Raw genomic sequence first — 15,915 nt, 5'->3', positions numbered from 1 at the left:
ATCGCAGCCTGCGGCAGCTCCTACACGGATCATCGAACTCTTCAGGAAGTCACCATGAGCTTTATCACCGATATCAAAACCTTCGCCGCGCTGGGCAGCGGTGTCATCGGCAGCGGTTGGGTATCCCGCGCCCTCGCCCACGGCCTCGACGTAGTGGCATGGGACCCGGCGCCCGGTGCCGAAGCCGCGCTGCGCAAACGCGTCGCCAATGCCTGGGGCGCACTGGAAAAACAAGGCCTGGCACCCGGTGCCTCGCAGGATCGTTTGCGCTTCGTCGCCACCATCGAAGAATGCGTTCGCGATGCTGACTTCATCCAGGAAAGTGCTCCGGAACGCCTTGATCTGAAACTGGAACTGCACAGCAAAATCAGCGCGGCGGCCAAGCCCAATGCACTGATCGGCTCCAGCACGTCCGGCCTGCTGCCGAGCGAGTTCTACGAGAGCTCGACCCACCCGGAACGCTGCGTGGTCGGTCACCCGTTCAACCCGGTTTACCTGCTGCCCTTGGTGGAAGTGGTCGGCGGTAAAAACACCGCGCCAGAAGCCGTGCAAGCGGCGATGAAAGTCTACGAATCCCTGGGTATGCGCCCGCTGCACGTGCGCAAGGAAGTGCCTGGTTTCATCGCTGACCGCTTGCTTGAAGCGTTGTGGCGTGAGGCGTTGCACCTGGTCAACGATGGCGTGGCAACCACTGGCGAAATTGACGATGCGATCCGTTTTGGTGCCGGTCTGCGCTGGTCGTTCATGGGCACGTTCCTGACCTACACTCTGGCCGGCGGTGATGCCGGTATGCGCCACTTCATGGCGCAGTTTGGCCCGGCATTGCAGTTGCCATGGACTTATCTGCCGGCGCCGGAACTGACCGACAAACTGATCGACGATGTGGTGGACGGCACCAGCGATCAACTGGGCAAACACAGCATTTCGGCGCTGGAACGCTATCGTGATGACTGCCTGCTGGCGGTGCTTGAGGCAGTGAAGACCACCAAAGAGAAGCACGGGATGGCGTTCAGCGAGTAATCGACTATCAGGACTGGCCACATCGCCAGCAGCCTGGCTCCCAAAGGAGAATGCATTCCAATGTGGGAGCCAGCCTGCTGGCGATGACGGCACTCCAATCACTATCTGTTCTGGATCAGCCAACATGCCCACCCTCACCACCTACCAAACCAGAATCATCCCCGACTGGGTCGACTACAACGGCCATCTGCGCGACGCCTTCTACCTGCTGATCTTCAGCTACGCCACCGACGCCCTGATGGATCGCCTCGGCATGGACAGCAACAACCGCGAAGCCAGCGGCAATTCGCTGTTCACCCTGGAGCTGCACCTGAATTACCTGCACGAAGTGAAGCTCGACGCCGACGTCGAAGTGCACACACAAATCATCGCCCACGACAGCAAGCGCCTGCACCTCTATCACAGCCTGCATCTGGTCGGTGACGACAAGGAGCTGGCAGGCAACGAGCAAATGCTGCTGCACGTGGATCTGGCCGGTCCTCGTTCCGCACCGTTCAGCGAGCAAACCCTGGGCAAACTGCAAGCCATCGTCACTGAACAAACTGACTTGCCAACCCCCGAATACATCGGCCGAGTGATCGCGTTACCACCAAAAAAATAACAAGGAGATCGCCATGAACACCGCCGCCGCTTTTGCCGACTTCCGTACTTATCCGTTGATCAGCGCGCTGACAGGCGTGCAGGCCTTGGCGGATCGTGTTCTGGTGAAGTGGGCCGACAACCGCGTCAGCCCTTTCCACCATCAATGGCTGCGGGACAACTGCCCGTGCCCGCAATGCGTCTACACGGTGACCCGAGAACAGGTGCTGGAAATCGTCGACGTGCCTGAAAACCTGCTGCCCGCCGAAACCAGCGTCGACGCTGAAGGTTGCCTGTGCGTTCAATGGCAGGACGGCCACCTCAGCCGCTTCGATCCCGGTTGGCTGAGGGCCCACGCCTATGACGACGATTCCCGCGCCGAGCGTCTGGCAGGCAAACCCCAAGCCAGGCTTTGGCACAGCGATTTGCAGTTGCCGGTATTCGAATATCACGCACTGATGAACGACAACGACGCCTTGCTGCAATGGCTGCTGGCCGTGCGCGATACTGGTTTGACCCAGGTCCGTGGTGTGCCCACCGAGCCCGGCTCGTTGAAGCTGATCGCCCAGCGGATTTCCTTCATCCGCGAGAGCAATTTCGGCGTGCTGTTCAACGTGCAATCCAAGGCCGACGCTGACAGCAACGCCTATACCGCGTTCAACCTGCCGCTGCACAGCGACCTGCCGACCCGGGAGTTGCAACCGGGGCTGCAATTCCTGCATTGCCTGGTGAACGACGCCGAGGGCGGCGAGAGTATTTTTGTCGATGGTTTTGCCATTGCCGATGCGTTGCGTCGGGAAGATCCGGAGTCGTTCAATAGCCTCTGCGAGATCCCCGTGGAGTTCCGCAACAAGGACCGGCACAGCGACTATCGCTGCCTCGCGCCGATCATCGCGCTGAACGCCTTGGGGCAAGTGTCGGAAATCCGCATGGCCAACTTTCTGCGCGGTCCGTTCGATTCGTCGGTGGAGCAGATGCCCAAGCTTTATCGCGCTTATCGTCGTTTCATTGCGATGACCCGCGAGCCCCGCTTCAGGCTGATGCAGCGGCTCAATCCCGGCGAACTCTGGTGCTTCGACAACCGCCGCACCTTGCATGCGCGCAATGCGTTTGATCCCGCCACGGGGGCACGGCATTTCCAGGGTTGCTATGTCGACCGGGATGAGCTGCTGTCGCGCATTCTCGTGTTGCAGCGCTAAACCGCGTCATCGTTCATCGCTGGCAAGTCGGATCGCCGCACCGCAGCTCCCACAGGTTTGGCGTCGTTCACCAAATCTGTGGTAACCCCGATCCTGTGGGAGCGTGGCTTGCCCGCGATTGCGTCAGACCAGACACCGCATATCTCCCCGGATTCACAGACAAAAAAAGCCCCGATCAAGCCGTGACAGGATCGAGGCAGAGGGTACTGTTGAGGAGCTGCCGTGCGAGGGTGACCAAACCTTCGTGAAGCGAGCTGGGTCCAGTGTGCCCACTCCTCTTCGTGGCACGTTAGCCGAAAACGACCTGTTCATAGCCATTGCGGCCATTGCGACAAATCGCCCTTGCCGACACCCGGCACCCCCACCAGAATCGAGTCACGACACCGTTCCCTGAAGAAGGATTGCGTCATGATGTACGCCGATTTGATAGACCAGGAAGACCTGTTGGGCCAGCTCAAGGCATTGGGGTTTCAAGTGCCCAGTGGCGCGACCGCCGAACAGGCGTGCGAGTGCGCCGTAAGGGGCTTGGACGATGCCCGGGCGTATGAACTGCGCAAGATGGTCAAGGAGATGTACACCAGCAGCGCGACGATCCTGCCGGCCGTGCGCCAGGCCATCGACAAGCAATTATTGCCAGCGTTGTCGGACTACCAGCAAAGCCATACCACCCGTTAAATCCAATCGCGGGCAAGCCCGCTCCCACAGGTTTTCAGGTTGGATTGCAGATTTGTGATCCAACCAAGTTCCCTGTGGGAGCGGGCTTGCCCGCGATGAATGCGACTCGGTTTTAGAGCCTTACGCTAGCAAACGTCGACTCATTACGCGCCTGACTCAGCGCCGACAACGGCCCGGACAACGGCGACAGCACCAGCGCCTGCGGCAGCGGCATCATCGCCACTTGCTGCGTGGTATTGGACCCTACGCGCTCGTCACGCGGCGGAATGCCGAAGTATTCGCGGTAGCACTTGGAGAAGTGCGGCGTGGACACGAAGCCACACACCGACGCCACTTCGATGATCGACATCGGCGTTTGCTTGAGCAACTGCCGCGCACGGATCAGCCGCAGCTTCAGGTAATAACGCGAAGGCGAGCAATGCAGGTACTTCTGGAACAGCCGCTCCAGCTGACGACGGGACACGGCGACATACACCGCCAGCTCGTCGAGATCGATCGGCTCTTCCAGGTTGGCTTCCATCAGCGCAACGATTTCCTGCAACTTCGGCTGGTTGGTACCAAGCATGTGCTTGAGCGGCACGCGCTGGTGATCCTGCTCGTTGCGGATGCGCTCGTAGACGAACATTTCCGAGATCGCGGCGGACAGTTCGCGACCGTGATCACGGCTGATCAAGTGCAGCATCATGTCCAGCGGCGCGGTGCCACCGGAACTGGTGAAACGGTTACGGTCGAGGGTGAACAGGCGCGTGCTCATGGCCACACGCGGGAAAGCTTCCTGCATCGCCGCCAGACATTCCCAGTGCACGCTGCAATCAAAACCGTCCAGCAGACCGGCACAGGCCAGGGCCCAGCTGCCGGTGCAGACCGCGCCGAGGCGACGGGACTGACGCGCCTGGCTTTGCAGCCATGACACGTGTTCGCGGGTAACGGTGCGTTGAATGCCGATACCGCCGCAGACAATCACGGTGTCCAGAGGTGGCGCTTTGTGCATGGAGGCGTCAGGGGTGATTTGCAGACCATCACTGGCCCAGACTTGACCGCCATCGACGGTGAGGGTGGTCCAGCGATACAGCTCACGACCGGACAACTGGTTGGCCATGCGCAGTGGTTCCACTGCGGACGCCAGGGAAATCAGCGTGAAATTGTCCAACAGCAGAAAGCCGATGGATTGAGGCGCACGGTTCTGGGGTTGGGCCCCGGAGTTGAACGACGTCATCGCGGTATCTCCTCACACAAAGCGGGTGATGGCCTCAGGCGGAGGCTCTTGTTATTGCCATCGTTCTCGCGTGGGAGACGGGCTTTGTAATGACAGAGCAATTGCCGTGCCTAAATTTGAATGCGCGTTCAATAACTCCTAAAAACGACGTCGGAATGTGTCTGTATATGACACGCAGGGAGTAAGGATTTAAATGGCCATCAGGACTGGCAAGTGCCCGGCCCACAAGCGGTGAGCAAATCGGTAGCACTTGTGGGAACAGGGCTGCGAGCAGCCGGGGAAGAGTGTCACCGCAAGCACGGGTGACGGACGGTCGGACTCTGGTTGAGAGCCGACCATCGGTGAGACGAGTTATCTGTTAGCGACGCGCCAAAAGGTGGCGCGGTTCAAATCGGATGTTCACTTAGCGCGCAGTTTTGACTGGTCTTCGTCACAAACAGGCCTGCGATAATCAGGACCGCCGCAACATACCTACTACCTGCTCAGAGGCAACCTCCAGCCGCTCTTTAAATGCTTGAACCTCCTTCATCCCGACTACCGCCGTATCGGGAAGATCAGTCATCGCTTTTCGAAAAGAAAGGTGAATATCCAACAAGTGCTGGGTGGTCAAAGAAGAAACCGAACTGCCACCTGAAATAGACTCAATTAATGCAAGATCATCACTCAGCCGGGTATTGCCGTTACCCAGACAGTCAGGCTCTGCAACGCGAAATCCGTTCATATGAGCACTCCGAAACACCTGGCCCGTGCTTACCTCTACATTTGCGCTACCCAGGGCAGTAAATGCACCAAACAACTCATCGCGAACCTGTGTTTTTGATGAGCCTGCACCGAGTTCACTTGGAATCAACTGGCGGACAGCTTTGATATCCATACGCAATGATGACTTCGCAGCATCGTTCGCTGGCATCTTGCCAAGAATCAGTTCGATATCTTCTGCTGAAATGATCTCCCTCCCGGCAATGACCGTTCCTAAATCATTGAGACTATTAAGTACATCAGCAACGGCTGCGGCAGTTAACCCACCCCGGAACTCAAGATGATAATGGGCCTGCATGCGACCATTTTCCGCAAAAGGAACTCCCAGCGTATGGTAACGATCGTAATCGTCAGGGTTACCACTTCGGGGAATATTGCGATCCTCATGAACCAAACCATCACCGATCAAATGGTTTTCGTGAATTGTAATTAACGGTGGTCCGGCGTCGTTCCTTGCCATAACTTGATTCAGTGCGGCCACGGTAGAGGTCACTGCACGCTCAACCTCACGCTTGCTCTCTTGGCTGAGCGCACCGGTGGCAAAGTCCTTCGACGCATTCAAGTTCAACAGGCCACGCTTGGTATGGACTTCAACGCTATGTAGCAACGTCGCTGGAGAACAATCGTGTTTCACCCATGCCGATTTGCTGCTACTGGCAAGATGAAGCGAGCCCGGATTGTTTGCTGCCGAAACCAATTGTTTGTGTACCAACGTTGTTTTCGCACGAAAGCCCGGATCCAGAAGCACTCCACCAAGATTGGGAACAGAACTGGATAGCGTTGTCGTTAACATAAGTCCTCGATGTCGGGAAATTGAGCGCCAGCATTCTAGAAAACACTACTCCTGCAAAGGATTTACACCTGTATCCAAGTGATTCTGACATTACACATCAACACTCAACCGCGCTAACCGCCAACCCACCCCGCGACGTCTCCTTATATTTGTCATGCATATCGGCACCCGTATCGCGCATCGTGCGAATCACCCGATCCAGCGAAATGAAGTGCTGCCCATCACCGCGTAAAGCCATCTGCGCCGCGTTGATCGCTTTTACTGCCGCAATTGCGTTGCGCTCGATGCACGGTACCTGCACCAAACCGCCCACCGGGTCGCACGTCAGGCCGAGGTTGTGTTCCAGGCCGATTTCCGCCGCGTTGCACAACTGCTCCGGCGAAGCACCGAGGATTTCCGCCAGCCCCGCCGCTGCCATCGCGCAGGCCGAGCCGACTTCGCCCTGGCAACCGACTTCGGCACCGGAGATCGAAGCGTTCTTCTTGCACAATATCCCGACCGAAGCAGCACCCAGGAAGTAGTCGACGACATTGGCGTCGGTTACGTCTTCGCTGAATTTCATAAAGTAGTGCAACACCGCCGGAATGATCCCTGCCGCACCATTGGTCGGTGCCGTGACCATGCGCCCGCCTGCCGCGTTTTCTTCGTTGACCGCCAGAGCGAACAGGTTGACCCATTCCATTGCGCTCAGTGTCGAGCCGATCACGTTGGGCTTGTTCAGCTCCTGCAAACTGCGATGCAGTTTGGCCGCGCGCCGGCGCACATTAAGGCCACCGGGCAGGATGCCTTCGTGCTTGAGGCCTTGCTCGACGCAATCCTGCATGGCGCGCCAGAGCGTCATCAGGCCACTGCGGATTTCATCTTCGCTGCGCCAGACCTTCTCGTTGGCCAACATCAATTCAGCGACGCGCAAGTTGTGTTTTTTGCACAGCGCCAGCAGTTCCGCCGCGCTGGAGAAATTGTACGGCAACACCGTTCGATCCAGGTCGACCACGCCGCTGGAGGCTTGCGACTCATCGACGACAAAACCGCCGCCGACCGAATAGTAGGTGTCGCGATGAAGTTCGCCGTCATCGCCTTCGACAATCAGGGTCATGGCATTCGGATGGAACGGCAGGTTTTCGTCGATCAGACGCATGTCCCTGTTCCAAACGAACGGCACCGACAAGCGACCATCGAGCAGCAGGGTGTGGGTTTCGCGCAGGGTGGCGATGCGGATGCCGATTTGCGACGGATCGATCGCATCCGGCCACTCGCCCATCAAGCCCATGATCACCGCATTGTCGCTGCCGTGACCGATGCCGGTGGCCGACAACGAACCATATAGCTGTACTTCGACGCGACGCACTTGCTCAAGCAATCCGCGCTCACGCAAACCCTGTACGAACAGCGCCGCCGCCCGCATAGGCCCCACGGTGTGCGAACTGGAAGGGCCGATGCCGATTTTGAACAGGTCGAAAACACTGATAGCCATTACTGCCGAACTCCTGGATGAGCCAACTCCAGACGCAAAAGCGCCCGGTGGCGGAGCTGCTACGCTCAAGCTGCAATCCGCCGAGATGGCCGCATCATCAGCCTTTTGTCATGTCGTTCGACGTCTCACACCGACGCACTCATGCCCAGTAACGCCGTGTGCGTTTTGCGCCATGTTTTCGCCGTTTTTTTGCGGCGCAGAGGGGAAAAAGGGACTGAAAAAATCTGTAAACGACGTCACTGACACTGGATGCGACCATCCCTGTACTGGTTACGACGCACCCTGTAGGCGTCAGATTTTCACTGGTACATGATCATATCGACTCGATTGCAAGGCGCCGTGGTAGAGCTGTCTCCAAAACGCCATCCAACCGCAACCTATAAGTGCGGTGGTCCAGTCGGAACACTGCCAAAAAAAACACCAAGGAGTCCATCCATGAAAGGTTCCCCGTCGTTGTTGTTGGCCGCCATGCTTAGTCTGCCGGTTCTGGCGCAAGCCGCCGAACCGGCCCAATGCAGCACCGTAAACTTCTCCGATGTCGGCTGGACCGACATTACCGTCACCACCGCCACCACCAGCGTCGTCCTCGATGCCCTGGGCTACAAAACCAAAACCACCATGATTTCCGTGCCAGTGACCTACAAGTCCCTGGCCGACGGCAAGAACATGGACATCTTCCTCGGCAACTGGATGCCGACCATGGAAAACGACATCAAGCCTTACCGCGATGCCGGAACCGTGGATACCCTGCGCGCCAACCTCGAAAACGCAAAATACACACTCGCCGTACCGGAAGAGTTGTATAACAAAGGTCTGAAGGATTTCGCCGACATCGCCAAGTTCAAAAAGGAACTGGACGGCAAAATCTACGGGATCGAACCAGGTAACGACGGCAACCGTCTGATCCAGAGCATGATCGACAAGAACGCCTTCGGCTTGAAAGACGCCGGCTTCAAGGTGGTCGAGTCCAGCGAGGCAGGCATGCTCTCGCAAGTCGATCGCGCCCAGCGCCGCAACACCGCCGTGGTGTTCCTGGGCTGGGAACCGCACCCGATGAACACACGCTTCAAGATGAAGTACCTGACTGGCGGCGATGATTTCTTCGGCCCCAACTTCGGTCAGGCGACCATTTTCACCAACACCCGCAAGGGTTACGCCCAGGAATGCAGCAACGTGGGTCAGCTGCTTAAAAACCTGGTGTTCACCCTCGACATGGAAAGCACGCTGATGGGCAACGTCCTGGACGACAAGATGAAGCCTGACGCGGCCGCCAAGGCCTGGCTGAAAAAGAACCCACAGGTGCTCGATACCTGGCTCGCTGGCGTGACCACCATTGACGGTAAACCTGGCCTGGAGGCCGTGAAAGCCAAGCTCGCGCAGCCTTGAAATTAGGGAGCATCGCTTATGCCGGACGACTTCGGTCGTCCGGGCTGTTTATTTCCTTGCATGCGGACGTTCACTACCATGCTGATTGATCAGAAAATACCTTTAGGCCAGTACATCGCAGGCTTCGTTGAATGGTTGACGCAACACGGCGCCAACACCTTCGACGCAATTGCCGTGTCACTGGAAACGATGATCCACGGCGTGACGTTTGCGCTGACCTGGTTCAACCCGCTGGTCTTGATCGGCCTGATCGCAATACTGGCGCACTTCATCCAGCGCAAATGGGGCCTGACCGCCTTCGTCATTGCTTCCTTTCTGCTGATCCTCAACCTGGGGTACTGGCAGGAAACCATGGAAACCCTCGCCCAGGTGTTGTTCGCCACCCTGGTCTGCGTGGTCATCGGCGTACCGTTGGGTATCGTCGCCGCGCACAAACCGATGTTCTACACCATGATGCGTCCGGTGCTCGATCTGATGCAGACCGTACCGACCTTCGTGTACCTCATTCCTACCCTGACCCTCTTCGGTCTGGGTGTGGTCCCGGGTCTGATCTCGACGGTGGTGTTCGCGATTGCCGCGCCCATCCGCCTGACCTACCTGGGCATCCGCGATGTTCCGCAAGAACTGATGGACGCCGGCAAGGCCTTCGGCTGCTCGCGCCGTCAGCTGCTTTCACGCATCGAACTGCCCCACGCCATGCCAAGCATCGCGGCGGGCATCACCCAGTGCATCATGCTGTCGTTGTCGATGGTGGTGATCGCGGCACTGGTAGGCGCCGATGGACTCGGCAAACCGGTGGTCAACGCACTGAACACTGCTGATATCGCCCTGGGCTTCGAAGCGGGCCTGGCGATCGTACTGCTGGCGATCATGCTCGACCGTATCTGCAAACAACCCGACGCCAAAGTAGGGGGTGACGCATGAGCATAATTCGCTTTGAAGACGTCGACGTAATCTTCACCAAGGATCCGCGCGAAGCCCTGAAGCTTCTCGATCAAGGTTTGACCCGCAGCGAGATCCTGAAAAAGACCGGACAGATCGTTGGCGTGGAAAAGGCCAGCCTGGATGTCGAGAAAGGTGAAATCTGCGTACTGATGGGCTTGTCCGGATCGGGCAAATCCAGCCTGCTGCGCTGCATCAACGGTCTCAACACCGTCAGCCGCGGCAAGCTGTTCGTCGAGCACGAAGGCAAGCAGATCAACATTGCTTCGTGTACCCCGGCCGAACTGAAAATGATGCGTACCAAGCGTATCGCCATGGTGTTCCAGAAGTTCGCCCTGATGCCTTGGCTGACGGTGCGCGAGAACATCAGTTTCGGTCTGGAAATGCAGGGTCGTCCGGAGAAGGAACGCAAGAAACTGGTCGATGAAAAACTCGAACTGGTGGGCCTGACCCAATGGCGCAACAAGAAACCCGATGAGCTGTCCGGCGGCATGCAACAGCGTGTGGGCCTGGCCCGTGCGCTGGCGATGGACGCCGACATTCTGCTGATGGACGAACCGTTCTCGGCGCTCGACCCGCTGATCCGCCAGGGTTTGCAGGACGAACTGCTGGAACTGCAACGCAAGCTGAGCAAGACCATCGTGTTCGTGAGCCACGACCTCGATGAAGCCCTGAAGCTCGGCAGCCGCATCGCGATCATGAAAGACGGCCGGATCATCCAGTACAGCAAGCCGGAAGAAATCGTTCTCAACCCGGCAGACGATTATGTGCGGACCTTCGTCGCCCACACCAACCCGCTGAACGTGCTGTGCGGTCGCAGCCTGATGCGCACCCTGGACAACTGCAAACGCATCAACGGTTCGGTGTGCCTCGATCCGGGTGGCGATTCGTGGCTGGACCTGGCGGAAGGCAACACCATCAAAGGCGCTCGTCAGAACGGCTCTGCGCTGGACTTGCAGAACTGGGTACCGGGTCAGGCCGTTGAAGGCCTGGGTCGCAAACCGACACTGGTGGACTCGAACATCGGCATGCGCGACGCGTTGCAGATTCGTTATCAGACCGGCAACAAGCTAGTGCTGCACGACAACAACCATGTGGTGGGGATTCTCGGCGACAGCGAGCTGTATCACGCGCTGCTCGGCAAGAACCTGGGGTAAAGGCAACAGACACAAAAACGCCGCGAGAGGATCGCGGCGTTTTTGTTTGAAGGTCAAAAGATCGCAGCCTTCGGCAGCTCCTACAGGGGAATGCGATCAAAGTAGGAGCTGCCGAAGGCTGTGATCTTTTTAAAGGCACAACGCGGTGCTTCAGACTGAAACACCGCGCCACTCACACCTCAGCTATACACCCGGCCAAGGAGCTGCCGATGGCTTTCAAACTGATCGAGCACATCACGCGTGATCTGATCCTGAGTGAAGCCCATCAGGTCGTAATCCTGGCTGCCGTTGTGCAGGTACACTTCGGCACGGTAGTAGCGCTGACGTGCCTCATCCGACTGCGCCGACTCGGTTGGCGTGGCCAGATAACCGTCCAGGCTGACTTCGTAGACAAACGGGTTGCCCTCCTCCATCTCGACCCGCACGCCCATGCAACGCTTGGACTTGCCCAGCAGCGTCTGCACTTCCAGGCCTTGAGCGCGCATTTGCGTCGTCGCGTCCTGCAATGCCGGGCTCACATGCTTGTCCATGAAACGCTGGACCACCGACTGGCTCGGTTGCAGGTCCAGTTGCGTCAAACGCTCACTGAAACCACGACGACCGCGCGCCGCCAACTCCGCTTGCTCCTGTTCGATCTGCACGTCCTGGCGCATGGCCTTGTGCAAGCCGAACATGAAGAACACCAGCACCACCGAGAACGGCAGACCGGCCAGCACCACCATGGTCTGCATGGCTTCGAAGTTACCGGCGAACAGCAGGCCGATGGTCACGAGAGTGATCACCGCCGACCAGAAAATCCGCAGCCAGTGCGGGGCGTCTTCGTCGACGTTGCCGCCCTTGCAGGAAAGGTTGGCCATCATCACCGCGCCGGAATCCGCCGGGGTCAGGAACAGCACGAAACCAACGAAAATCGACACGCCGATCACAACCTTCGACGCCGGGTAATGCTCAAGCAACTGGTAGATCGCCATGGACGGCTGTTCCAGCGCCGTTTTCCCAAGCTCCACCGCCCCGTGGTTCATCACCAGGTCCAGGGCCGAGTTACCGAAGATCGACAGCCACGCCAGGGTGAAGCCCAGCGGGATCAGCAGCACGCCGGCCACCAGTTCACGCACCGTACGGCCACGGGAAATACGCGCGATGAACATGCCTACGAATGGCGCCCAGGAAATCCACCAGGCCCAGTAGAACAGCGTCCACAGGCCCAACCAGCGGTCGGACTTCTCACTGTCGCCTTCGTACACATACAGATCGAAAGTCTTCAGCACCACGCCGTTCAGGTAGTCACCGACGTTCTGCACGAAGCCGTTGAGCAGGTGCAGGGTCGGGCCGAACAGCAGCACGAAAATCAGCAAACCGCTAAACAGTACGATGTTCAGGTTGGACAGTCGACGAATGCCGTTTTCCACGCCCGACACGGCAGCGATGGTCGCCACGGTGCTCATCACGATGATCACGATCAGCAGGTTGGTGTTGCTGTGTTCCATGCCGAACAGGTTTTCCAGCCCCGACGACACTTGCAGCGAACCGATCCCCAGGTTGGTTACCAGACCCAACAGGGTCACGAACATGCCGAAGCCGTCCACCGCATGACCGGCCGCGCCTTTGACCCAGCGCTCGCCCACCAGCGGATACAGCGCCGAGCGCAACGCCAGCGGCTGGTTGTGACGGTAGGCAAAGTAGGCAACGGCCAGACCGACCAATGCGTAGATCGCCCAGCCGTGCAGGCCCCAGTGCAGGAACGTCAGCTGCACCGCCTGACGTGCCGCGAGGTTGCTGCCTGCCACGCCTTCCGGCGGATTGAAGTAGTGGTCCAGCGGCTCGGAGGCACCGAAGTACAGCAACGAAATGCCGATACCCGACGAGAACAGCATCCCCGCCCAGGCGCCGTAACTGAAGTCCGGGGTGTCGTCCTTGCTGCCCAGTTTCAGTTTGCCGTAGGACGAAAACGCCAGCCCGACCACGAAAATCAGATAGGCGGCAATCACCACCATGTAGTACCAGCCAAAGCTGCGGGACAACCAGGCCTGAGCCGTACCCAGCATTCTGCCAGCCTCTTGCGGGGCGATGATCAGAATGGCGGTCAACAACAGAATCAACGCGGTAGAGGTGTAGAACACCCAACCGTTGACCGTCACCTTCTCGGGTGGGGTCTTTATTAGCGAGGCAGAACTCATGGCACAGATGCTCCGGGCAGTGCGAGAGAAGAACGCAAGACAAACGTGTTACCCGACCAATCGGTTAGTGGGCAGCCGACCAGCGGGTGATATAAAGACACCCCGAAAAAAGCCCGAAAGCCTGAAGCGCCGTGGCGCGTAGGTTTCGAGCATTTTCGGAAGTCGATTTTTTCGCCGCAACCTGTAGGAAAAATCTGTTGATAGCGACGATTTGTCGCAGATCTTATTCTTTGTTGATTGAACGTTCAATCAAAACAAAATAGACTGGCCCACAAGCCGATAGACGTTCTACGTCTGCCGGAAGGCCTAAGGAGATGTGCAAGATGCCCAAGGTCGGTATGCAACCCATCCGCCGCCAGCAATTGATCGAAGCCACTTTGCAGGCCGTCGATCAGGTCGGAATGGGGGACGCCAGCATTGCGCTGATCGCCCGTTTGGCCGGTGTCTCGAACGGCATCATCAGTCACTACTTTCAGGACAAGAACGGCCTGATTGCCGCCACCATGGGGTACTTGATGACTGTGCTGAGCGAGAACGTCACCGCGCGCCGACTGGCGCTGACAGATGACAGCCCGCGGGCGCATCTGCAGGTGATCATCGAAGGCAACTTCGACGCCAGCCAGGTCAACGGCCCGGCAATGAAAACCTGGCTGGCCTTCTGGGCCACCAGCATGCACCAGCCGTCTTTGCACAGGTTGCAGCGGATCAACGATCACCGTCTGTATTCCAACCTGTGCTGCCAGTTCCGCCGTGTGCTGCCGCTCGATGATGCGCGCAGCGCCGCCCGGGGCCTGGCAGCGTTGATTGACGGTTTGTGGTTGCGCGGCGCGCTGTCGGGAGACGCTTTCGACACTGAGCAGGCGCAACAGATCGCTTACGAATACATGGATTTCCAACTGGCCAAGCGGGTGAGTTAGAGCACACACAGAACGCTCAACCACCGGACCGTGCCAACCACTTATGCTCTTGCGAGGACTTTATGGCCCGTTTCGAATTGCAAAAACTCTACATCGATGGTGCTTACAGCGACGCCAGCAGCGACGCCACTTTCGAAGCCATCAACCCGGCTAACGGTGAAGTCCTCGCAAAAGTACAGCGCGCAACCTTCGACGACGTCGAGCGCGCCGTTGTCAGCGCCGAAAAGGGCCAGAAAATCTGGGCCGCCATGACCGCCATGGAGCGTTCGCGCATCCTGCGTCGCGCCGTGGAAATCCTGCGTGAGCGCAACGACGAACTGGCCGCCCTGGAAACCCTGGACACCGGTAAATCGTTCTCCGAAACCAAGTACGTCGACATCGTTACCGGCGCTGACGTGCTGGAATACTACGCAGGCCTGGTGCCGGCCATCGAAGGCGAGCAGATTCCGCTGCGCACCACGTCGTTCGTCTACACCCGTCGCGAGCCGCTGGGCGTCGTGGCCGGTATCGGCGCGTGGAACTACCCGATCCAGATCGCCCTGTGGAAATCCGCACCGGCCCTGGCGGCCGGTAACGCGATGATCTTCAAGCCAAGCGAAGTCACCTCGCTGACCACCCTGAAACTGGCCGAGATCTACACCGAAGCCGGCCTGCCAAACGGCGTGTTCAACGTCCTGACCGGTAGCGGCCGTGAAGTCGGCACCTGGCTGACCGAGCACCCGCGCATCGAGAAGATCTCGTTCACCGGCGGCACCGACACCGGCAAGAAAGTCATGGCCAGCGCTTCGGCTTCGTCGCTCAAAGACGTGACCATGGAACTGGGCGGCAAATCCCCGCTGATCATCTGCGACGACGCCGACCTCGACCGCGCCGCCGACACCGCGATGATGGCCAACTTCTATAGCTCCGGCCAGGTTTGCACCAACGGCACTCGCGTGTTCGTACCGGCTCACCTGAAAGCCGCTTTCGAAGCCAAGATCGCTGAGCGCGTTGCTCGCATCCGCATCGGCAATCCGGAAGACGAAAACACCAACTTCGGTCCGCTGGTCAGCTTCGCGCACATGGAAAGCGTGTTGGGCTACATCGCCAAGGGCAAGGAAGAAGGCGCACGCGTTCTGTGCGGCGGCGAGCGTCTGACCGACGGCGAATTCGGCAAAGGCGCCTTCGTCGCGCCGACCGTGTTCACCGATTGCACCGACGACATGACCATCGTCCGTGAAGAAATCTTTGGCCCGGTGATGGCGATCCTGTCGTACGAAACCGAAGAAGAAGTGATCCGCCGCGCCAACGACACCGACTTCGGCCTGGCCGCCGGTATCGTCACCAAGGATCTGAACCGCGCGCACCGCGTGATTCATCAGCTGGAAGCCGGTATCTGCTGGATCAACGCCTGGGGCGAGTCCGACGCCAAGATGCCGGTCGGCGGCTACAAGCAGTCGGGTGTCGGCCGTGAGAACGGCATCAGCTCGCTGAACAACTTCACCCGCATCAAATCGGTACAGGTCGAACTGGGCGATTACGTCTCGGTGTTCTAGACCCCAGCCATGCGCTGCCTGTGATGCCGTCATCGCGGGCAAGCCTTGCTCCTACAGGTTTTGTGTCGTGCACAAAACCTGTGGCA

General features: G+C 58.7%; 13 protein-coding genes. 9 read left to right on the top strand and 4 right to left on the bottom strand.

Annotated features, from left to right (window positions below; translation table 11 throughout):
• Positions 1-54 precede the first annotated feature (54 nt).
• The 4 genes from ACW9JC_RS21825 (at position 55) to ACW9JC_RS21810 (ending at position 3,473) form a co-directional block, all read left to right on the top strand.
• Entirely contained in the window at positions 55-1,020 is a 966-nt protein-coding gene (locus tag ACW9JC_RS21825) for an L-carnitine dehydrogenase (RefSeq protein ID WP_258671402.1), read from the top strand.
• Positions 1,021-1,144: 124 nt separating this feature from the next.
• Entirely contained in the window at positions 1,145-1,621 is a 477-nt protein-coding gene (locus ACW9JC_RS21820; RefSeq protein ID WP_457457494.1) for a thioesterase family protein, read from the top strand.
• Positions 1,622-1,634: 13 nt separating this feature from the next.
• On the top strand, positions 1,635-2,798 hold the full coding sequence (locus ACW9JC_RS21815; RefSeq protein ID WP_457457492.1) for a gamma-butyrobetaine dioxygenase: 1,164 nt from the start codon (positions 1,635-1,637) through the stop codon (positions 2,796-2,798).
• 408 nt (positions 2,799-3,206) lie between these two features.
• Positions 3,207-3,473, top strand: coding sequence for a hypothetical protein (locus ACW9JC_RS21810; protein ID WP_448109611.1), 267 nt, complete (start codon positions 3,207-3,209; stop codon positions 3,471-3,473).
• Positions 3,474-3,585: 112 nt separating this feature from the next.
• Here ACW9JC_RS21810 and gbdR read toward each other — a convergent pair whose 3' ends face one another.
• The 3 genes from gbdR to ACW9JC_RS21795 form a co-directional block, all read right to left on the bottom strand.
• On the bottom strand, positions 3,586-4,689 hold the full coding sequence (gene gbdR / locus ACW9JC_RS21805) for a choline metabolism transcriptional regulator GbdR (protein ID WP_047534337.1): 1,104 nt from the start codon (positions 4,687-4,689) through the stop codon (positions 3,586-3,588).
• A gap of 451 nt (positions 4,690-5,140) precedes the next feature.
• Positions 5,141-6,241, bottom strand: a complete 1,101-nt coding sequence (locus ACW9JC_RS21800) for a hypothetical protein (RefSeq protein WP_457457489.1) — start codon at positions 6,239-6,241, stop codon at positions 5,141-5,143.
• 97 nt (positions 6,242-6,338) lie between these two features.
• Positions 6,339-7,715 (bottom strand): L-serine ammonia-lyase, encoded by a 1,377-nt coding sequence (locus tag ACW9JC_RS21795; RefSeq protein ID WP_457457487.1) that lies wholly within the window; start codon positions 7,713-7,715, stop codon positions 6,339-6,341.
• 435 nt (positions 7,716-8,150) lie between these two features.
• On the opposite strand from ACW9JC_RS21795, the gene ACW9JC_RS21790 reads away from it, so the two are divergent.
• The 3 genes from ACW9JC_RS21790 to choV all read left to right on the top strand — a co-directional run bounded on the left by ACW9JC_RS21790 (position 8,151) and on the right by choV (position 11,200).
• Positions 8,151-9,101, top strand: coding sequence for a choline ABC transporter substrate-binding protein (locus ACW9JC_RS21790; protein WP_457457485.1), 951 nt, complete (start codon positions 8,151-8,153; stop codon positions 9,099-9,101).
• 78 nt (positions 9,102-9,179) lie between these two features.
• The gene (gene choW, locus ACW9JC_RS21785) at positions 9,180-10,025 is read left to right on the top strand and encodes a choline ABC transporter permease subunit (RefSeq protein ID WP_338583606.1); all 846 of its coding nucleotides are present in this window, start codon (positions 9,180-9,182) and stop codon (positions 10,023-10,025) included.
• Positions 10,022-11,200: a choline ABC transporter ATP-binding protein gene (choV, locus tag ACW9JC_RS21780; RefSeq protein ID WP_338583607.1), complete on the top strand. Its 1,179-nt coding sequence runs from the start codon at positions 10,022-10,024 to the stop codon at positions 11,198-11,200. Before choW ends, choV begins: the two co-directional genes overlap by 4 nt.
• 179 nt (positions 11,201-11,379) lie before the next feature.
• Here choV and ACW9JC_RS21775 read toward each other — a convergent pair whose 3' ends face one another.
• Positions 11,380-13,320: a BCCT family transporter gene (locus ACW9JC_RS21775; protein WP_338586593.1), complete on the bottom strand. Its 1,941-nt coding sequence runs from the start codon at positions 13,318-13,320 to the stop codon at positions 11,380-11,382.
• Between the two features lie 380 nt (positions 13,321-13,700).
• Here ACW9JC_RS21775 and betI point away from each other — a divergent pair, with 380 nt between their 5' ends.
• A complete protein-coding gene (gene betI, locus ACW9JC_RS21770; RefSeq protein WP_338583609.1) occupies positions 13,701-14,294 on the top strand; it encodes a transcriptional regulator BetI in 594 nt (197 codons plus the stop codon).
• Between the two features lie 62 nt (positions 14,295-14,356).
• Complete coding sequence (gene betB, locus ACW9JC_RS21765; protein ID WP_338583610.1) at positions 14,357-15,829, top strand: betaine-aldehyde dehydrogenase; 1,473 nt, start codon at positions 14,357-14,359, stop codon at positions 15,827-15,829.
• Positions 15,830-15,915: the final 86 nt, after the last annotated feature.

Source organism: Pseudomonas sp. SDO5591_S426, assembly GCF_054070755.1.
The sequence above is the reverse complement of the archived record's forward strand: the minus strand, read 5'-3'. Positions and strand labels throughout refer to the sequence as shown.